General features: G+C 39.9%; 18 protein-coding genes and 1 pseudogene. 5 read left to right on the top strand and 14 right to left on the bottom strand.

The genetic code is table 11. The features are described 5' to 3' along the window. Nucleotides 1-11 precede the first annotated feature (11 nt). The gene (gene hutH / locus AC503W_RS06535) at nucleotides 12-1,514 is read right to left on the bottom strand and encodes a histidine ammonia-lyase (protein ID WP_402956147.1); all 1,503 of its coding nucleotides are present in this window, start codon (nucleotides 1,512-1,514) and stop codon (nucleotides 12-14) included. Between the two features lie 324 nt (nucleotides 1,515-1,838). Here hutH and AC503W_RS06530 point away from each other — a divergent pair, with 324 nt between their 5' ends. After that, nucleotides 1,839-2,273 (top strand): DUF1885 family protein, encoded by a 435-nt coding sequence (locus tag AC503W_RS06530; RefSeq protein ID WP_402956145.1) that lies wholly within the window; start codon nucleotides 1,839-1,841, stop codon nucleotides 2,271-2,273. A 266-nt stretch (nucleotides 2,274-2,539) separates the two neighbouring features. Here AC503W_RS06530 and AC503W_RS06525 read toward each other — a convergent pair whose 3' ends face one another. The 8 genes from AC503W_RS06525 to AC503W_RS06490 all read right to left on the bottom strand — a co-directional run bounded on the left by AC503W_RS06525 (nucleotide 2,540) and on the right by AC503W_RS06490 (nucleotide 10,674). Next, nucleotides 2,540-2,782, bottom strand: coding sequence for a hypothetical protein (locus AC503W_RS06525; RefSeq protein ID WP_402868059.1), 243 nt, complete (start codon nucleotides 2,780-2,782; stop codon nucleotides 2,540-2,542). 194 nt (nucleotides 2,783-2,976) lie between these two features. Beyond that, nucleotides 2,977-3,810, bottom strand: a complete 834-nt coding sequence (locus AC503W_RS06520) for a polysaccharide deacetylase family protein (protein WP_494916472.1) — start codon at nucleotides 3,808-3,810, stop codon at nucleotides 2,977-2,979. Between the two features lie 43 nt (nucleotides 3,811-3,853). Continuing rightward, complete coding sequence (locus AC503W_RS06515; protein WP_402868055.1) at nucleotides 3,854-4,111, bottom strand: hypothetical protein; 258 nt, start codon at nucleotides 4,109-4,111, stop codon at nucleotides 3,854-3,856. A gap of 247 nt (nucleotides 4,112-4,358) precedes the next feature. Next, entirely contained in the window at nucleotides 4,359-5,771 is a 1,413-nt protein-coding gene (lpdA, locus tag AC503W_RS06510) for a dihydrolipoyl dehydrogenase (protein ID WP_402987728.1), read from the bottom strand. Nucleotides 5,772-5,774: 3 nt separating this feature from the next. Then, nucleotides 5,775-7,157 carry a dihydrolipoamide acetyltransferase family protein gene (locus AC503W_RS06505; RefSeq protein WP_494916471.1) on the bottom strand — a complete coding sequence of 461 codons (1,383 nt, stop codon included), beginning with the start codon at nucleotides 7,155-7,157 and terminating at the stop codon, nucleotides 5,775-5,777. Nucleotides 7,158-7,278: 121 nt separating this feature from the next. Continuing rightward, nucleotides 7,279-8,256 (bottom strand): alpha-ketoacid dehydrogenase subunit beta, encoded by a 978-nt coding sequence (locus tag AC503W_RS06500; protein ID WP_402956137.1) that lies wholly within the window; start codon nucleotides 8,254-8,256, stop codon nucleotides 7,279-7,281. 3 nt (nucleotides 8,257-8,259) lie between these two features. Next, nucleotides 8,260-9,375 (bottom strand): pyruvate dehydrogenase (acetyl-transferring) E1 component subunit alpha, encoded by a 1,116-nt coding sequence (pdhA, locus tag AC503W_RS06495; protein WP_402956135.1) that lies wholly within the window; start codon nucleotides 9,373-9,375, stop codon nucleotides 8,260-8,262. A 633-nt stretch (nucleotides 9,376-10,008) separates the two neighbouring features. Beyond that, nucleotides 10,009-10,674 (bottom strand): YkyA family protein, encoded by a 666-nt coding sequence (locus tag AC503W_RS06490; protein WP_494916461.1) that lies wholly within the window; start codon nucleotides 10,672-10,674, stop codon nucleotides 10,009-10,011. A gap of 283 nt (nucleotides 10,675-10,957) precedes the next feature. On the opposite strand from AC503W_RS06490, the pseudogene AC503W_RS06485 reads away from it, so the two are divergent. Both AC503W_RS06485 and def read left to right on the top strand, forming a co-directional pair. Continuing rightward, nucleotides 10,958-11,062 (top strand): annotated as a pseudogene (locus AC503W_RS06485) (YjcZ family sporulation protein); the annotation flags it as partial. Nucleotides 11,063-11,284: 222 nt separating this feature from the next. Continuing rightward, nucleotides 11,285-11,839 (top strand): peptide deformylase, encoded by a 555-nt coding sequence (gene def, locus AC503W_RS06480; protein ID WP_407407911.1) that lies wholly within the window; start codon nucleotides 11,285-11,287, stop codon nucleotides 11,837-11,839. Nucleotides 11,840-11,911: 72 nt separating this feature from the next. Here def and AC503W_RS06475 read toward each other — a convergent pair whose 3' ends face one another. Beyond that, the gene (locus AC503W_RS06475) at nucleotides 11,912-12,679 is read right to left on the bottom strand and encodes a Cof-type HAD-IIB family hydrolase (protein ID WP_402868042.1); all 768 of its coding nucleotides are present in this window, start codon (nucleotides 12,677-12,679) and stop codon (nucleotides 11,912-11,914) included. Between the two features lie 894 nt (nucleotides 12,680-13,573). On the opposite strand from AC503W_RS06475, the gene AC503W_RS06470 reads away from it, so the two are divergent. Continuing rightward, nucleotides 13,574-13,786: a DNA-dependent RNA polymerase subunit epsilon gene (locus AC503W_RS06470; protein WP_402868040.1), complete on the top strand. Its 213-nt coding sequence runs from the start codon at nucleotides 13,574-13,576 to the stop codon at nucleotides 13,784-13,786. A gap of 3 nt (nucleotides 13,787-13,789) precedes the next feature. Next, nucleotides 13,790-15,460, top strand: coding sequence for a ribonuclease J1 (rnjA, locus tag AC503W_RS06465; RefSeq protein WP_402868038.1), 1,671 nt, complete (start codon nucleotides 13,790-13,792; stop codon nucleotides 15,458-15,460). A gap of 85 nt (nucleotides 15,461-15,545) precedes the next feature. Here rnjA and AC503W_RS06460 read toward each other — a convergent pair whose 3' ends face one another. The 4 genes from AC503W_RS06460 to ccpC all read right to left on the bottom strand — a co-directional run bounded on the left by AC503W_RS06460 (nucleotide 15,546) and on the right by ccpC (nucleotide 19,201). Next, nucleotides 15,546-16,205 (bottom strand): potassium channel family protein, encoded by a 660-nt coding sequence (locus AC503W_RS06460; RefSeq protein WP_402868561.1) that lies wholly within the window; start codon nucleotides 16,203-16,205, stop codon nucleotides 15,546-15,548. A 72-nt stretch (nucleotides 16,206-16,277) separates the two neighbouring features. Continuing rightward, a complete protein-coding gene (locus AC503W_RS06455; protein WP_407407906.1) occupies nucleotides 16,278-17,408 on the bottom strand; it encodes an N-acetyldiaminopimelate deacetylase in 1,131 nt (376 codons plus the stop codon). A gap of 70 nt (nucleotides 17,409-17,478) precedes the next feature. Beyond that, nucleotides 17,479-18,189, bottom strand: coding sequence for a 2,3,4,5-tetrahydropyridine-2,6-dicarboxylate N-acetyltransferase (gene dapD, locus AC503W_RS06450; protein WP_402868035.1), 711 nt, complete (start codon nucleotides 18,187-18,189; stop codon nucleotides 17,479-17,481). Nucleotides 18,190-18,316: 127 nt separating this feature from the next. After that, entirely contained in the window at nucleotides 18,317-19,201 is an 885-nt protein-coding gene (ccpC, locus tag AC503W_RS06445; protein WP_402868033.1) for a transcriptional regulator CcpC, read from the bottom strand. Between the last annotated feature and the right edge of the window lie 194 nt (nucleotides 19,202-19,395).

The raw sequence follows: 19,395 nt of genomic DNA, 5'->3' as shown, positions 1-19,395 counted from the left end.
TCACCCCTTATCTAAAAGTCATGCATCCATTCCGTAAAGTCATACGTTTTCAACCACGTGGTACAGGCTTCAATATCAGTGGAAAACATTCGGTCAGACTTAATGGTCGGTACAATTTCCCTGGCCTTTTCATAAAATTGAAAAGTCTTCGGACTCATATATTCTGTACCCCTATATTCAACGCCTTGCATCGCCGTAATGCATTCAATCGCCAAGACCCTCCATGTATTCTGGATTATTGCATAAGCATGTCTAGCAGCGATGGTCCCCATGCTCACATGGTCCTCTTGATTAGCTGATGAGGGAATGGAATCGACACTCGCAGGATGAGCTAGCGTCTTGTTTTCCGAGACGAGTGATGCTGCACAATATTGCATGATCATCGCACCTGACTCCAGTCCAGGTCTGGCACTTAAAAAGGGAGGGAGATCATTCAATTGGGGATTAACGAGCCGCTCAATCCTTCTTTCCGATATGCTTGCAACTTCCGCAACCCCTAACTTTAAGAAATCCATGGCAAAGGCAATCGGCTGTCCATGAAAGTTCCCCCCGGATATTACATGGTCACCTTCATCAAAAATCAGCGGATTATCGGTGGCTGCATTCATTTCAATTTGCAATTTTTCTTTTACATATCCGAATACCTGCCAGGAGGCCCCTAGGACCTGGGGGATGCACCGGAGCGAGTATGCATCTTGCACCCGAACTTCCCCTTGCCTGGAAGTAAGCCTGCTTCCTTCGAGCCACTTCCTCATTCTCTTGGCAACAGCGATCTGTTCCGGGTATCCTCTTGCTAGGTGAATCCTTTCATCAAACGTGTCTATAATCCCATTTAATGCTTCGACAGTCATCGCGGCAATCGCTTCAGACAACCATCCGATTTTTTCCGCTTCCAGAAAGGCCACCACCCCCATCGCCGTCATGGCCTGCGTACCATTGATTAGTGCGAGCCCTTCTTTGGCTTCCAACTCGATTGGTGAAATGCTTTCCAGTTTCATGGCCACGGAAGCATTCACAATCTCTCCTTTATAAAAGACCTCTCCCTCCCCCACTAATGCAAGCGCTAAATGTGAAAGTGGAGCTAAATCCCCACTTGCACCAAGAGATCCCTGCTGTGGGATAACCGGATGTATCTCTGCATGTAAAAGGGCCAATAAAGTAGAGATGACTTCAAGTCTCACGCCTGAAAAGCCTTTAGCCAGAGCATTTGCCCGAAGTAGTAGCATAGCTCTGGAAACACTTTCGGGAAATGGGCTTCCTACTCCACAGGCATGAGATTGGATGAGGTTATATTGTAGTTGTTTTACATCTTCGGTATCGATAAATACATCACTGAATTTCCCAAACCCAGTCGTAATCCCGTATATTATGCGTTTATCCAAGACAATTTTTTCGACTGCTTTCCTGCTATTCAAAACATTTTCCAGAGCATTTTGGGAGAGGGTGACCTTTTCCTTCTCAAATATGACCTTTTTTGATAGATTTACCGTTAAATCCTCACCAGTAAGAATCATGCCCTACACCCCTTTAACATAGTAAAGGGGCTGCATCACTTTAAATAAAGCGATACAGCCCCTTTTTTTGTAGCAACTACAATTGAATCGATACCATGTATAGTCATATTCATCTCACTCCTGGAAGAGTATTAATTGTTTAAATTTTACAAATAAAAAAAGCTGTTTGTCAACCTATTATTACATTTTTTACCATAAACATGTATCTGGTTTGAGAATGTGAGGAAGGAATTATCCCAATTACAGTTACATATAGATAGGTATATAAAATATCCATTTAATGTTAATCTATTATAAAGAAAACAGGGAAAAGGAGGCTGAATAATGATTGAAAATGCCTATATCAAACTAGTCCCGGAGTCTGTGAAAACCAATGTCACGATTGAGGACGTGAAGGAATTACTCACCTATTACCAAATGGTCACCTCAAAAACAGGAAAGCAACTGGATTGGGACTATGATAAAAAAGCCTTTCCTTATGATATGAAAGAGCCGGATGAAATGAAGGGGAACATGATTTATTTACAGTCCAATGTCGACCGTTATCATATGATATTAATTGGGGTCGACCAAGAAATCATTCAAGATGAGGACGGCATGGAACGGATTCAATCATATATCCAATTCACTCTTCCTGAAACAGCTACATTCGGGGATAAAGGCAAAGCTAATGAATTATGTAAATTCCTCGCAAAAAAATTGCAAGGCCAACTCCACCTCTTTAATAAACGAATCATGTATTATTATCCCAGAAAGTAATGAACACCACTTAAGGCATTCGTATAAGGATATAGACATCTATATTAAGGATAAGTCTAAAATAGTCACAATTTCCAATCATTTCTTCTTTGGTAAGGTACGTGAAAGAATCATTATTTAATGGATGGTTATACTTCTGAAATAATAATTTATGAGCATTATTTCGAATCTCAACTTATCAAAACGGGTAGATTATTCGAAAAAGGAACCAAAAGCATTCTCCTTGAATGCTTTTTTCTTTTGGTTACAATAATAATGAGTCATGATTATTGACCTATCAAGTGAATTAACTTAATGTTGATGGATGTATTATTTGTATTATTAGGAGGAAATGGTTTGAAGAAACTAATCACACTCATAATATCTTTTTGGGTTCCTGGTGCTGGGCATCTATTCTTAAGCTTACATCCTAGTTGGGAATGGGCATCAAGAGACAGAAAGCTATTTAAAAGAGGTATATTTTTTGCTTTGGCATATTTAGTGTCTTGCTTACTTGCGTTCGTTTCCATAGGGTTCATTCTTGCCCCTATTGTGATAATATGTGCAATGATTGACAGCTATAGACAAGCGAATAAGATTCTATAAAAGCAAAGTCCGGTGAACTGGTTGTTCATCATAAAAGGCATTCGGAATATTTCCCGAGTGCCTTTTTAATCGCAAAGTAATAATCAATGAGACAGATTTCGAATGATTAATAGATACTTTATGCAGGGGTTTCTATTAATCCGGGATCAAGGAATGTGTAGCCTTTCTTTTGAAAACCATTTACGATATCTTCAATCGCGTCATGCGTCCATTTCCGATCATGCATCAATAAGTTCGCTCCATTCGATAAATATGGACTATTTAACATGATATTCGTTAAAGCCTTATCATTTTGATACTCTTTTTCCCAATCATAGCCATAGGTCCAGTTCATAACCAACATTTTTTCTTGTTTCGCAATTCCTTTGGAATATTCGGTATTCGTCCCGAACGGAGCCCGGATGAATTTGGGCCGCTCCCCAACGATTTCTTCTACCAAATCATTTAATTTAACGATTTCTTTTTTTTGAACCACATCAGTCTGTTCCTTCAAGTTAACGTGAGAATATGTATGGTTCCCAATTAGGAAGCCCATATCATGGATTTCCTTCAATATTTTTTTCTTTTCATCATCTTCAATAAAATGGCCATTCACAAAAAATATAGCTGGCACTTGAAGCTCATGGAGCGTTTTTGCAATGTCTAGTGAATATTTATCAGGTGCATCATCAAATGTCAAAAGGACAACTTTCGGATCAGCATCTTTAATTGGTTCAAATGACCAATTTGCCTCATTCAAACGATATTGGACTTGAACCTTCTCCTCTTCTGCCTTCCCTTTTTCAATTGGTTCCTCCTGTTTCTCACTAAGCTCTACTTCTTTTTGTTCATTTTTGATATTGCTCGAAGTTTCGACGGTTTTTTGATTTTGTACAGGGGTAACATCCATTCCATTACACCCCATCAATACAAGTGATATCATCGCAAACATGCACAAGGGTCTGTTAAGCATAATTCCTCCATTGGTATAAGTGGCAGTACGGCGTAAACCTCATTCAATAAACAGGTACTAATGTTTCTAAAAGGATTTGCAATACACCATAACAGAGTAAACTGATAACGGTGACCAGCAACGTCCTTCTATTGGATTTCAGTATCATTTTTCCGATATAAATGGCTAAATAAGAAAAGACCAAAAACATGAATACTTTAAAAACAAAACGATCATTGACTGACAGCCATTCAACCACCGTATATCCACTCCAAACAATTAGTTGAAAAAGGATGACAAGATAATCTTTCAAGTGATCCACCCCATTTATATGAACAATTGGCCGTTGCTTTATTTCGGCAAACTTGTTCTCAAGTCACACCGCTCCTGCTATTTTTTTATCCTATTCTACAAATTTCAAACCTTTTTCCCTATTAAAACGGATCATATTCTTTATAAATATATGCCCGTCTTCACATTTCATTAAGTATTTCGGATCGGTAACATTAACTTATAACGAAAAAAAAGCACACTGCCCAGGAAGGGCAGTATGCTTTTTGGGAAAACAATTATTTGATGATATGGATAGGAGTTCCAAGGGCTACTTCAGCAGCTTCCATTGTGATTTCCCCTAAAGTTGGATGCGCATGAATTGTCATCGCGATATCTTCAGCAGTCATTCCTGCCTCGATAGCTAAACCAAGTTCTGCAATCATATCAGAAGCGTTTGGTCCGGCGATTTGTGCGCCAATTACCAATCCGTCTTCTTTACGGGTAATAAGCTTCACAAAACCGTCCGTGCTGTTCAATGAAAGAGCACGTCCATTTGCAGCGAACGGGAATTTAGAAGCTAATGCTTCGATTCCTGCTTCTTTCGCGTCTTTTTCATTATAACCTACAGAAGCAAGTTCCGGTTCAGTGAATGCCACAGCCGGAATCGCTAGGTAGTCAATTTCAGAAGACTCGCCAGCGATAGCTTCCGCTGCGATTTTTCCTTCATATGAAGCTTTATGTGCTAATTGAGGTCCAGAAACGATATCACCAATCGCGTAAATGTTTTTCACATTTGTACGACATTGTTTATCAATTTCAATCAAGCCTCTGTCCGTCATTTTGATGCCGACTTGTTCAAGACCGATTTCAGATGTATTCGGACGGCGACCTACTGTCACTAACACATAATCCGCTTCAACTTTTTTCTCTTCGCCTTTTACTTCATAAGTAACCGTAACGCCAGTTTCAGTTTCTTCCACGCCTTTAGCAAGAGCTTTTGTAACAATTTCAGCACCTTTGTTTTTAAGGTTCTTTTTAACTAGGGCTGCCATTTGTTTTTCAAAACCTGCAGAAAGAATTTCTTCTGTACCTTCAAGGATCGTTACTTTCGTTCCAAAGCTTGCTAATGCGCCGCTAAGCTCTGTACCAATGTACCCTCCGCCGATAACGACGATTGAACCTGGTAATTCTTCCAAAGCAAGAGCACCAGTAGAATTAAGTACACGTTTAGTATATTTAAATGACGGGATTTCGATTGGTGTAGAACCAGTTGCGATAATCGCGTTTTTAAATGTATATGTTTGAGCTGAGTCTTCATTCATGACACGGATGCTATTTTCGTCTACGAAGTAAGCTTCTCCTGACACGACCTCAACTTTATTTCCTTTTAATAGGCTACTTACGCCACCTGTCAATTTATTTACAACAGATTGTTTCCATGCTTGCACTTTAGAAAAGTCAACAGAAACCTTTTCCGCAAAGATCCCCATATCTTCTGAATGCTGAGCATTATGGAAACGGTGACCTGCTGAGATCATCGCTTTTGAAGGGATACAACCTACGTTCAAACAAACTCCGCCAATTGATCCTTTTTCAACAACTGTTACTTTTTGTCCAAGCTGTGCTGCGCGAATTGCGGCAACATACCCCCCAGGTCCTGAACCTATTACTAATGTATCTGTTTCGATCGGAAAATCTCCTACTACCATTGTTTACGCCTCCATTAACAATAATTCTGGGTCGTTCAATAACTTTTTGATGTGATTTAATGCATGCTGAGCAGTGGCCCCGTCAATAATACGGTGATCAAAGCTAAGTGATAATGCCAGAACTGGAGCGGCGATAATTTCCCCGTCGCGAACAATTGCTTTTTCGGCAATGCGTCCAATCCCTAGAATGGCAACTTCTGGATGATTGATTACAGGTGTGAACCATTGACCGCCTGCGGAACCGATATTCGTGATGGAGCAAGAAGCGCCTTTCATTTCATTGGAAGCCAACTTACCATCACGAGCTTTCGCAGCTAATTCATTAATTTCTTGTGAAATAGCAAAAGTTGATTTTCGATCTGCATCTTTTACAACTGGAACTAACAGACCTTTTTCTGTATCTGCCGCAATTCCGATATTGTAATAGTGTTTATGGATAATCTCACTTGTTTCATCATCAAATGATGTATTAAGCATAGGAAATTCACGTAATGCACTAGTTAAGGCTTTAACAACATAAGGTAGGAATGTAAGCTTGATTCCTTTTTCTGCAGCAATATCCTTGAATTTCTTACGATGGGCAACTAGCATCGTCACATCAATTTCATCCATTAATGTAACATGAGGAGCCGTCTGTTTCGAATTAACCATTGCCTTGGCAATCGCTTTTCTCATGCCGCTCATTTTTTCGCGTGTTTCAGGGTATTGCCCTTCTGGAATTGCCACTTTCGTATTATCTTCTTTCGTATCCGAATCTATTTGTTGTGAAGCATCATCACTTTGACGAGCTGGTTCTTTTGAAGCGGATGTGCCATTTTTGAAAGCATCTATATCTTCTTTCATGACGCGGCCATTATCTCCTGAGCCAGTAATCTCGCGAATATTTACCCCTTGTTCCCGTGCATACTTTCTAACAGAAGGCATGGCAATGATACGTCGTGTAGGATCTGCTTCAACCTGTGGCTGAGATCCCGCCTTTGGTTGAGCTCCTGCGCCCGTTTCTTCACTATTTTCCTGAACCGGTGCAGCTTCTTTATTGACTTTCTGTCCGCCTTCAGCAGTAGCTTGAACCTGAGCTTCAGTATCTTTATCACCTTCTGCTTTCGCTTCTTCCCCATGATCCCCTTTAAACTGAAGATCTTCATACCCAGGAGCATCAAAAGTGACAAGTACATCTCCGACTACAGCCACCGTTCCTTCTTGAACAAGAATTTCTTCAACGGTACCTTTCACCGGTGATGGAATTTCGACTACAGCTTTATCGTTCTGAACTTCACAAAGTACGTCATCTTCTTGAATCGTATCTCCTGGTTTAACAAACCATTTTACTATTTCACCTTCGTGTATACCTTCTCCGATATCAGGGAGTCTAAATTGGAATGCCACTGAATTCAACCTCCTATATTAAATCATACTTAGGGCTTTGAATAAAGCCCTTTGTCATGTATTTCTACTAATGAGAAAGACTCTCCAAAGCCTTTACTTTCATTCTTCTCATTAAAAGTAATTAGAATTTCAACACTTTTGTCGCTGTTTCGATAATATCTTTATAATTTGGAAGCCATACCGTTTCAGCCTGAGAAAATGGGAAAACTGTATCGGCAGCCGTCACTCGTAAAACGGGAGCATCCAGACTTAAAATAGCACGTTCGTTAATTTCTGCTACAACATGTGCTGCTACACCAGCTTGTTTTTGGGCTTCTTGAACGACAATGGCCCGTCCCGTTTTTTCAACAGAGGCAATAATCGTATCAATATCCAATGGAGAAACAGTACGAAGGTCGACCACTTCTACCGAATGTCCTTCTTTAGCCAATTCTTCCGCAGCCTTGATGGATTCCTGCACCATCGCACCATACGTAATAATGGATAAGTCCGTTCCTTCTCGTTTTACATCTGCTTTTCCTAATGGAATCGTATATTCTTCCTCAGGAACTTCCTGACGGAAAGAGCGATATAATTTCATGTGTTCAAGGAAAATGACAGGATCGTTGTCGCGAATTGCTGAAATCAACAAACCTTTTGCATCGTATGGAGTGGAAGGAATAACTACCTTTAATCCAGGTTGCTGAGCCATTAATCCTTCTAGACTATCCGCATGCATTTCAGGAGTATGAACTCCACCGCCAAATGGAGAACGAATGGTAACCGGTGCATTGTAGCGACCGCCTGAACGGTAACGCATACGAGCAAGCTGTCCACTGACTGAATCCATTACTTCATAAATGAATCCAAAGAATTGTAATTCAGGAACAGGACGGAAACCTTGTAAGGAAAGACCGACTGTCAATCCACCGATGCCTGATTCTGCAAGGGGTGTATCGAAGACACGTTCTTCACCGAACTCTTTTTGAAGATTTTCAGTCGCCCGGAACACTCCTCCATTAACGCCGACATCTTCTCCAAAAACGAGTACGTTCTCATCATTTTTAAGTTCTGTACGTAATGCATCTGTAATTGCTTGAATCATCGTCAATTGAGCCATGGCTTACTTCGACTCCTTTTCTTTATAAATTTCATATTGTTCTTTTAGGTTGTAAGGCATTTCTTCAAACATGATTGAAATAAGGTCTGTCACTTTTTGTTTTGGTTCTGCGTCAGCCTTTTTGATTGCTTCTTTTATATCTTCTTTTGCTTTCTCTATCGTTTCATTCTCTAATTCTTCATTCCAAAGCTCTTTATTTTCCAAGAACTTACGAAGTCTAACAAGTGGATCCTTTTGTTCCCACTCATTATCCAAATCCGTTGTCCGGTAACGCGTTGGATCATCCCCAGCCATAGTGTGAGGTCCATAACGGTAAGTCAAGGTTTCAATCAGTGTTGGGCCTTCTCCATTTATGGCGCGCTCACGTGCTTCTTTCACTGCAGTATAAACCGCTAATGCGTCCATGCCGTCTACCTGAATGCCTGGAATACCAGCAGCCACCCCTTTTTGGGCCAATGTTTTAGCTGCAGACTGCTTATCGACAGGTGTTGAGATTGCAAACCTATTATTTTGTACAATGAATATAGCTGGCGCTTTAAATGCTCCGGCAAAGTTGATTCCTTCATAGAAATCCCCTTGTGAAGTTCCTCCATCGCCCGTATATGTTATCGCGACAGCTTTTTTACCACGCTTCTTAAGACCAAGTGCTACGCCGGCAGCTTGAATATATTGGGCGCCGATAATGATCTGTGGTGAAAGGACATTCACATCTTCCGGTATTTGATTCCCTTTAAAATGTCCTCTTGAGAATAAGAAAGCTTGCCAAAGTGGCAGGCCATGCCAAACGATTTGTGGAACATCACGATACCCTGGAAGAATGAAGTCCTCTTTCTCCAAAGCAAATTGAGAAGCTATCTGAGAGGCCTCCTGCCCTGCGGTAGGCGCATAAAAACCTAATCTTCCTTGTCTGTTAAGGGAAATAGAACGTTGATCCAATATCCGTGTATATACCATACGGCGCATCAATTCCTGTAATTGTTCATTACTTAAGTCAGGCATTGCCGCTTCGTTCACGACTTCTCCCTCTTCATTTAAGATTTGAAACATTTCAAATTGTTCTTCAACTTTTTTCAGCTGGTCTTGAACATTAATTTTAGCCTGTTTAGTTTTCTGAGCCATTTGGCACCTCATCCTTTCATTAAAAAGGTTAGTAATTATTATTCTATAAAGCAAAATGATTTGTCTTATAGTTTCTTCAAGAACTTATTGTTTTATTTTCCCCTTAAGAATAATCTCTCAAACAAGGGAATCGTATTTATGTCTTAATCTTAAGCTGTACCAATAAAATAATCAAGAAATATGATACAAGAACTTTGGTAAATTTAGTGTACAAGATGAATTAACATCAAGTCAATCACTTATACTTCCCTACATTCAAAATTTTATTAGTTTTATTTTCCACTAATCGACCCTCTGTTATAGTTTTCATTATACATCTGTACTATAAACTTTGCCACTTTTAGCTCCCGTAAGGTGCCAAAGGATAGTATTTCGCTTCAACTCCTATTCCTAAAGAATCAATCATGACCTTTATCTAAAGGCATTTCCAACTTTTGAATAGTATTGTAAGAAAACTTTATATGCTTTCAATCGTCTCAACTGTTAGAATTTCTTTATTTATTTTCCCTTAGTACAGGTCAGTAAATATTTCCGTTGAGTTTTTTCACTTTTTAACGGAAATCTGATCATTTTATTTTCTTACCCAAACGCACATAAGGCTATGAGCAATGCCCATAGCCTTATTCCTCTTCTTTAATCTTTGTCAGAGTCCGTTTTTTTTATGCCTGCCGTTTCATAAAAGCTATCTTTTTCTTGATTATATTTTGTTGTTACCGCATTGAATTTCTCATTGGCTTTCACAACTTTTTCATATGTTGTATTAATTTTATCAATTTGACTTTGGAGTTCATCCATTTTTAAATCCTCTTTTTTGAATAGTTCATATAGTTGCTTATCATTCGCTAAGCTTTGTTGATAGGTTTTGTATACGTCCTCATATTTTTCATATCGTTCATTCATTGTCTTTTCCATTTTGACAGCTTCTTTTTTTACCTTTTGATCTTCAATTTTATCAGTTTGCCCTTCCATTTTGTCGAATTGCTTTTTCGAGGCATCCATACTATCTTTTTCTTTTTCAATTAACTCTTCTCGTTTTTCGATATTTTTTAATGCTTCGTCGGAAAGTTTCACGATTTGGTCATACTCTTTCATCCCGAGTTTGATAATCTTTTCATATATTTCTTTTTCTTCTTTTTCCAAATCATTTAAAGGCTCTTGTTTCTCTGTAAAATTACTTTCTTTCTCAACTGTCTTGTCTAGAATTTTAACGACTCTTTCCTCAGGTGAACCGCTATTCATACATCCGGTCATCATTATGACAGAAACAAACAAAACGACGTATAGACGATAAAGCTTCAAAACTAACACTCCCTCTAATCCTTCTTAGGATGTTTTTAAGAAATTCCCACATCTGAATTTAATAGCAGCCACTACACGCGTTCCACTACCGGAAACAGGATATTTTTCAAGTCTGGGTTAGAGCCTACACGATTCAACCCCTACCGCATAGGCTGTATTAAACCATTTCAAATCAAGATGGTTGAATCCCAAAATATAAAACGGAGGTATAATTATGTATTATGGAGGTTACACCCAAGATTGTTGTTATCCAGTATCCGCTGCACCAAGTTATGGTTATGGAGGTTATGGCGGTGGCGGTGGCGGCGGTTGTGGTTTCGGCGGCGGCTTCGCTTTAATCGTAGTCTTATTCATACTACTGATCATTGTCGGCGCATGCTTATGCTAAACAGATAATCACCCTCTCCCTTTACCCAAAATATCATCTAAATACCCTTATTAAAGAAAATTATAAATGAAAATGAAAAAGAAACAGACTATAATGCCGTAAATAATATAATGATAGGGATGGTCCTTCTTCCCTATCATTGTCTCTTATATTAACTTCCGAGCATATTTTTGTTAAAATAATCCCATACATATATTATGAAACTTAGTGGGGTGAAAGAACTTGTTTACAATGGATGATTTTGTTGAAGAAGACAATCCAATATTAAGGAAAGTGGCTGAAGAAGTTCCATTACCTGCTTCTGAAGAGGACAAAAAGGTCTTGGCCGACTTAATGGAGTATGTACAAAATAGCCAGGATACTGAAATCGCTTTGAAATATGGTTTGAGGGCAGGAATTGGTTTGGCCGCACCACAGGTGAATATATCCAAACGCATGATCGCCGTACATCTTAAAAATGAAAAAGGCGAATTAATTAGCTATGCTCTATTCAACCCAAAACTCGTAAGCCATTCCATTGAAAGGTCCTATCTTACCGCCGGCGAAGGCTGCCTCTCCGTTAATCGGCCCATTTCTGGTTATGTACCTCGTTATGCCCGTATAAAGGTATCCGGTACAAACATAGAAGGAGAAGATGTTCAGCTCCGGTTAAAAGGTTTGGCCTCCATCTGCTTCCAACATGAAATCGATCATTTAAATGGCATTATGTTTTATGATCACATCAATCATGATGATCCTTTCAACGTCCCAGAAACTTACATTCCAATTGAAAGATGAGTTTCATCCCAGTAAAGGCAGCAAAGACCCCCACTGTTTATATAAGTGGGGGTCTTTGCTGCCTGCCTTACATTAAATCAATTCAAGTTCTTTTAGCCCATGGAGGATGCCGTCCTTATCGACGTCCGTTGTCACGTAATCAGCTTCCTGTTTGACTAGCTGTCCTGCGTTGCCCATAGCCACTCCATACCCCACAGCTTTAAGCATTTCTATATCATTTAAGCCATCTCCAAATGCATATACATCCTCTAGGTCAAATCCGACCTTTTTCATCAAAGTCTTTATCCCTTCAGCCTTTGAACCCCCAAAAGGCAAAACATCCGTTGAATAGGTATGCCATCTAATAAAGTTAAATTTATCGTACATACCCACGTACTCCGATTCTTCATCCTCAGAGCAAAATAATAAGGCTTGATAAATGTCATTATTTTCATAAAAATCCGCCTGATGCCCCGGATGTGGGAATTTTAGAGTGCTCAAGGCTTCTTCAATCCGATTATGATACGGAACGCTAGATTGCATCGTTTCCTCATTCATGAATACGATAGGCACTTCATTTTCCTCCGCAGCCTTATGCAGCCTTCTGATTTCAGATAGATTCAACGGGTTCTTATAGATGACTTCCCCTTCAAAAACGACATATTGTCCATTAAAACTAACGAATGTATCGATACCAAGTTCTTCTCTTAAGTCTTCAAACATGAATGGTGCACGTCCCGTCGCAATGGCTACGAAGACTCCGCTATCCTGCAGTTGCTTCACTGCTTTCTTTGTTGAAGCCGGTAATTTTTTTTCATGATCCAGTAATGTTCCATCAATATCAAAGAATACGATTTTCACTGACTATTCACTTCCAATTCATTCAGTTTACCTTTTTTAATATGTACCCATTTAATAATTGTCATTAAAATAAGTCAAGTAACTCCTTTTCAAAAACACCACATTTATCCAGGTTTTTCATTCGTGGTTCAGCATATATTATATATGAGACATCTAAATCCCCCTTCGCCCTCTCCCAAGATAACCAAGCATATGGTAGAAATGACGGCCTTTTTTTCATAAATAAGCCTTTTACCTGTAAAGACGTATTTACTTTATTGAATAATCCTATACAATAATAACTAAGGGAGCGTGATCGCCATGTTAAAGAAGCTTCGTAAAAAGCTTGTAAAACAATGGAATGATCTTCTAAGAAAAAAATCAATCGCATGATGCCATTTTCATTCTGCCAGTGGCCGTCATCCATTTGCGAGATTTTTTTGTACAGCCCTTCAAAAACTTGCGGAGGGCTTCTTCCTTGTTGTACAGTTCTTATTAAGCCTACTTTGAAAGATTACATGTACATACTATAATATCCATATCTTTGCACAGGTTCACACAACGGTAATCCCCTTTCTTTTAGCAAGAAACCGATTTCACCAAGCATTGATTGAAGGATTATTTTTTAAATACATAGATGTTCCTTTTAAAGAGGCCCATTCCGGAACATTTCTTTATCCAATTAAGTTTTACATGTAGTAAAAACGGAAAGGATAAAGGATAGAGGTCGTTTAAACTACGAATTCAGCTATTTATTTTTATATACTATTCCGTATTGGTATAATAAGTTAAATAAAAACCCCTCTTCCAAAAGGTAAGTTGGGTTTGTTTTTCCATGATGTTGAAAAACATGTAAAAATTGTTGTTTTTATATATAATGAAAAAAGCAATGTAAACAAGTGAGGAGAGATTAAAATGGTTTTTAAGGTATACTATCAAGTAACCATATCTGAGGTTCCCATCAGGGAGAATACGCAAACGATGTATGTGGAAGGTGAATCCGTCCGCGACGTCCGTTTAAAGCTAAAGGAAAAACCTTATAACGTAGAGTTAGTAGCACCAGTAGCTGGCGCATATTTGGAATACGAAAAACAAAGTGAAGATTTTAAAGTATTGGAGCTAGGATAATTTATGAAATTTGTGAAAAACGATCAAACTGCTGTATTCGCCTTGGGCGGTTTAGGCGAAATCGGTAAGAACACATATGCTGTTCAATTCCAAGATGAGATCATCGTCATCGATGCGGGAATTAAATTCCCGGAAGACGAACTCCTCGGAATAGACTATGTGATACCAGATTACAGCTATTTAGAAAAAAATGTAGATAAAATTAAAGGTGTCTTCATCACACATGGTCATGAAGATCACATTGGCGGAATTCCATATTTACTAAGAAAAGTGAATGTCCCTGTATACGGCGGCAAGCTGGCACTTGGACTACTTCGCAATAAATTGGAAGAACATGGTCTATTACGCCAGACAACGATGATTGAAATCAGTGAAGATGAAGTCATCAAATTCCGGAAGACTTCTGTCTCTTTCTTCCGTACGACTCACAGTATCCCGGATTCTTACGGAATCGTGGTTAAAACTCCTCCTGGACAAATTGTCCATACTGGTGATTTCAAATTCGACTTTACACCTGTAGGAGAACCGGCCAATTTGACAAAAATGGCCGAAATCGGAAAAGAAGGCGTATTGTGCTTACTATCCGACAGCACGAATAGTGAAGTGCAGAACTTTACGATGTCAGAGAGCCGCGTAGGCGATACGATTCAAGATATCTTCCGTAAAGTAGATGGTCGGATCATCTTTGCAACCTTTGCATCCAATATCCATCGCCTTCAACAAGTCGTTGAAGCAGCTGTTGAAAATGGCCGTAAAATTGCCGTCTTTGGACGTAGTATGGATTCAGCTATCGCTATCGGTCAAGAACTTGGTTATATCGTTGCACCTAAAGATACATTTATCGATGTACAGCAATTGAACCGGATGCCTGCAAACAAGGTGACCATCCTTTGTACAGGTAGCCAAGGTGAACCAATGGCAGCTCTTTCAAGAATTGCAAACGGAACTCACCGTCAAATTCAAATTATACCTGGAGATACTGTCGTTTTCTCTTCTTCACCAATTCCAGGTAACACGATCAGCGTATCAAGAACCATTAACCAATTATATCGTGCGGGCGCAGATGTCATTTCCGGTCCATTGAATAATATTCATACTTCCGGTCATGGCGGTCAACAGGAACAAAAGTTAATGCTTCGTTTAATCAAGCCAAAATTCTTCATGCCGATTCATGGTGAATACCGTATGCAAAAACTTCATGCAGGTCATGCAATGGATTGCGGTGTACCTGAGGAAAATTGCTTTATCATGGATAATGGTGAGGTACTTTCATTAAGTGAAAATACGGCTCAAATCGCCGGGAAAATCCCTTCAGGATCGGTTTATATCGATGGAAGCGGCATCGGCGATATCGGGAACATCGTTTTACGTGACCGTAGAATCCTTTCCGAAGAAGGACTTGTTGTTGTCGTTGTCAGCATCAATATGAAGGAATTCAAAATCGCTTCCGGTCCGGATATCATTTCACGTGGTTTCGTTTACATGAGAGAATCTGGAGACCTGATCAATGATGCTCAGTCCCTCATCACCAAGCACCTGAATAAAGTGATGGAGCGCAAGACCACTCAATGGTCTGAAATCAAAAATGAGATTACAGATACTCTATCACCATTCTTATATGAAAAAACAAAACGCCGCCCGATGATCCTTCCGATCATCATGGAGGTACAATAATTAAGAAACCCCAGCCGAATGGCTGGGGTTTTTTTTAGTTTAAAGGAAAGGAGGACCTGCAGAAATCGGCAGGTCCTCCTTTTTTTTAATCGACGATTTTCTTTTCAAACCGATTGATGTCAGAATCGGCTCCAATGACTATCAAGATATCCCCTTTATGGATCAAATCATTGGCCTGGGGCGAAACATTAATTTCATTTTCTCTTTTAATCCCGACAATATTCAACCCGTAGTGGGCCCGGATGTCTAGATCGAATATCGATTTTCCGTTCATCTTTTGGCTTGCCACGATTTCCACAATGGAATGTTCATCGGAAAGCTCAAGATAATCCAGGATGTTATTAGAACCGATGTTATGGGCAATACGCCTTCCCATATCCCGTTCTGGATGAACCACGAAATCCGCTCCAATCTTTCGGAGCACTTTCTCATGATAGTCATTCTGGGCCTTGACCGTAACATTGCTGACACCCAGTTCTTTAAGCATGAGGGTCGTTAAAATGCTTGCCTGAATATTTTCCCCAATAGCGACAATGACGTGTTCAAAATTCCGGATACCGATATTTCTAAGTACGTTTTCATCAGTCGTATCTCCAACGACGGCATGCGAAGCTATTCTGGCATATTCATTAACGCGGTCTTCATCCACATCGATGGCTAGCACACCCATTCCCTCTTCTGCCAAGGTCCTAACAATACTGCCGCCAAAACGGCCAAGCCCTATCACTGCAAATTCCTTTTTCACAGTAAGCCCTCCAAACTCTTCCATTCGTCTTACAGGATATATCATCATTTACCATGGTCATACCCTCTACTGTTATGCTCTTTTACCTTTATACGTTATATACTTTGCTAAATGATCGATGGCAAGTTGAATGGCTTTCTCATCGGGCATTAACTTGGCATGATGCAACCCATAATCGGATGCTACACCAAGCCAGAACATGAAGCCCGGAATCTCCTTCAACATATAACCGAAGTCTTCCCCCGTCATCGCTTCTGTACAGCGATGCAATTGAACCTCTGATGATTGTTCGGTGAAATCCATGAATTCACTGGTCAACTTCTCATCATTATATACTTGATGATACATGCAGCCATAGTCTATTGTCGCTTTACACTCATAACCTACTTTAATGCCCTCTACAAGGGCTTCGATCCGTGACTTAACCTTAACCATCGTTTCAGGGTCCAGGGTCCTTATAGTGCCTTCTAAACGAGCCTTCTCCGCAATGATATTTTGAACGGTTCCTCCCGTAATCTTTCCAATGGTGATTACCGCTGAATCCAATGGGTTCACATTACGGGAAACAATGGTTTGCAATTGTCCCACAAGTGAACAGGCAGTGATGACCATATCATTCGTATTGTGCGGATATGCTGCATGTCCGCCCTTGCCTTCCAGATCGATGAATAGTTCAGATGTATTTGCAAATAAAAGTCCCTCTTTAACCGCAATCGTCCCAACCGGGTATTCAGGTGCCACATGGAGAGCAAGAATCATGTCAGGCTTCCATTTTTTCATTATCTCGGATTTCAACATCGGTTCAGCCCCGCCTGGCCCTTCCTCAGCTGGTTGAAAAATGAATACTAAGTCATCATCGATTGGATGTTCAACAAAATGTGTCAGTACACCGAGGCCTATGCTCATGTGGAAATCATGTCCACACGCATGCATATAGTCGTCATGTGTAGAGGCAAATGGCAATCCTGTCTCTTCTATAATTGGCAAACCATCGATATCAGCTCGGTAGCCAATTACCTTATTGGGATTATTTCCTTTGATTTTCACGAAGATCCCTGTTTTCCATGTTTCGACTTCCATTCGTTCTGAAGCCAAGTTCATTATGTATGTAAGCAAATATTGTTGCGTCTTGAATTCTTGAAAACCTATTTCCGGTATTTGATGTAAATCGCGCCGTATCGTAACAAACGGGCTCTGTTCCATATTTTTTCACTCCCTATACAGAAAGCGTGGATATAGGTATCCACGCTCTTGAACATATTTCAGGTTGGAATTAAAGTTGACGAAGCTCTTGCATGATTTCAGTTTTTGATTTTGTTTTTTCATCTATTTGTTTAATGACTTTAGCCGGTATACCAGCAGCCACTGAGTATGGAGGGACATCTTTCGTTACGATGGCTCCTGCCGCCACAACTGAACCTTTCCCGATTGTAACGCCTTCCAGAACGACTGCGTTAGCACCAATTAACACATCATCTTCTAACACGACAGGTTTTGCTGAAGGTGGCTCAATGACACCAGCAAGGACAGCTCCAGCCCCCACATGACAGTTTTTGCCCACTGTTGCACGTCCTCCAAGAGTTGCATTCATGTCGATCATTGTACCTTCACCAATAACAGAACCGATATTGATTGATGCTCCCATCATGATAACCGCATTGTCACCAATTGAAACTTGGTCACGAATCACTGCACCTGGCTCGATGCGGGCCTTGATGCCTTTTAAATCTAATAGTGGTATAGCAGAATTGCGACGATCATTTTCAATCACATAATCTTCAATCTTCGATCCAGCTGTTTCGATAGCCGTTTCAATTTCAGACCACTCACCGAATACAACGCCGGTGTTGCCTGTAATGAAAGTTTTAGCAGCAGGGCCAAAATCTACGCCATCTAATTCACCTTTGACATATACCTTTACTGGTGTTGACTTTTTACTATTGGAGATAAAAGAAATAATTTCATTTGCATCCATTTTGTTCATGCTCGGTAAAACCTCCTAATTATGTATCATTACTCGTTTTAAATTTAACAGACAACAGCTTACAAGACAAGGAATGAATATCTTTTTATAAATGGTTTTTACTAGCGTGACACCATCTTTCGAAGACTCACAACATGCCTTGATCACGTATATGTTCTTTGACCACTTCCGTGAAGGCTTGTACCTGTTTAAGCTGAAAAGCAGATTCATATCCACAAAGCCATGTATCCCGTTCGATTGAATGGTTTTGTCCATCCAAGAGGGGAATCTTAAAGATATTCGTGTCTTTATCATGTAAAGTGATGGCAGGTAGGATCGCATAGCCAATCCCATTGAATACCATTTGCTTACATGTTTCAATTTGATCGACGACTATCGTATTTTTAGGGGTGGTCTTGAATTGACGATGCCACCAATCCTGTATTTCCTGATAATAATTCGAATCACTTTTAAACTGGATAAAAGGGCGATCCGTTTCGAATACCTGGTCCAGTTCCTTCATCTCTGTGTCCACCAGGTAAAGCATATCCGTAAACAAATGCTGTTTTACGCCTTTCCAATCGGGTGCCCCACGGATGATGCCGATATGGACCTGCCCCTCATATAAGGACTTTAAAATTTCACTGCTCCAGCCAGTGATTAAAGAAATTTTGGCATAGGGATATTTTTGTACGAACTTTTTCAAAACTTGTGGTAACCAGTTCTGTCCGACTATTGAAGCACAAGCAATTTTCAAGGTACCATATACTTCATGATCCATTGCCTGGATACTTTCCCTCACCGTTTCTTCCTTGGCCAATATATCATTAGCCAATCGAATGACCGCTTCACCAGCAGGTGTCAAGGAAAGCCCTTTTTGCGAACGCAGGAACAACTTTGATCCCCAATCTTTCTCTATTGTTTGCAGACGTTGTGAAAGAGCAGGCTGGGAAACGAATAAACGCTCCGCAGCTTTCCTCATATTCATCTCCTGGGCCAAAACGGATAATAAATGATATTCTGAAAAAGACATACACACCAACCTCTTGATAATTAATTCTTATCACATTGATTCATTTTATATAAATTTAATTATCAACAAAGATCACCTATATTACAAGAGAAAAGAAATGGAATGATACTCATGATGATGTTTTATTGCTCATCATCGGGTTTGCGGCGTCTAGAGTGCCATGATCTAAATTCTCGAAAGAAGCCTCCCCCCAC

The sequence above is a fragment of the Peribacillus suis genome (genome assembly GCF_059384845.1).
The sequence above is the reverse complement of the archived record's forward strand: the minus strand, read 5'-3'. Positions and strand labels throughout refer to the sequence as shown.

Excerpts from the sequence above, each read along its gene's own strand:
- hutH (WP_402956147.1), bottom strand. The coding sequence starts at position 1,514 with ATGATTCTTACTGGTGAGGATTTAACGGTAAATCTATCAAAAAAGGTC.
- AC503W_RS06530 (WP_402956145.1), top strand. The coding sequence starts at position 1,839 with ATGATTGAAAATGCCTATATCAAACTAGTCCCGGAGTCTGTGAAAACC.
- AC503W_RS06525 (WP_402868059.1), bottom strand. The coding sequence starts at position 2,782 with ATGGAAACGAACGCAAGTAAGCAAGACACTAAATATGCCAAAGCAAAA.
- AC503W_RS06520 (WP_494916472.1), bottom strand. The coding sequence starts at position 3,810 with ATGCTTAACAGACCCTTGTGCATGTTTGCGATGATATCACTTGTATTG.
- lpdA (WP_402987728.1), bottom strand. The coding sequence starts at position 5,771 with ATGGTAGTAGGAGATTTTCCGATCGAAACAGATACATTAGTAATAGGT.
- AC503W_RS06500 (WP_402956137.1), bottom strand. The coding sequence starts at position 8,256 with ATGGCTCAATTGACGATGATTCAAGCAATTACAGATGCATTACGTACA.
- pdhA (WP_402956135.1), bottom strand. The coding sequence starts at position 9,375 with ATGGCTCAGAAAACTAAACAGGCTAAAATTAATGTTCAAGACCAGCTG.
- AC503W_RS06470 (WP_402868040.1), top strand. The coding sequence starts at position 13,574 with ATGGTTTTTAAGGTATACTATCAAGTAACCATATCTGAGGTTCCCATC.
- rnjA (WP_402868038.1), top strand. The coding sequence starts at position 13,790 with ATGAAATTTGTGAAAAACGATCAAACTGCTGTATTCGCCTTGGGCGGT.
- AC503W_RS06455 (WP_407407906.1), bottom strand. The coding sequence starts at position 17,408 with ATGGAACAGAGCCCGTTTGTTACGATACGGCGCGATTTACATCAAATA.
- dapD (WP_402868035.1), bottom strand. The coding sequence starts at position 18,189 with ATGAACAAAATGGATGCAAATGAAATTATTTCTTTTATCTCCAATAGT.
- ccpC (WP_402868033.1), bottom strand. The coding sequence starts at position 19,201 with ATGTCTTTTTCAGAATATCATTTATTATCCGTTTTGGCCCAGGAGATG.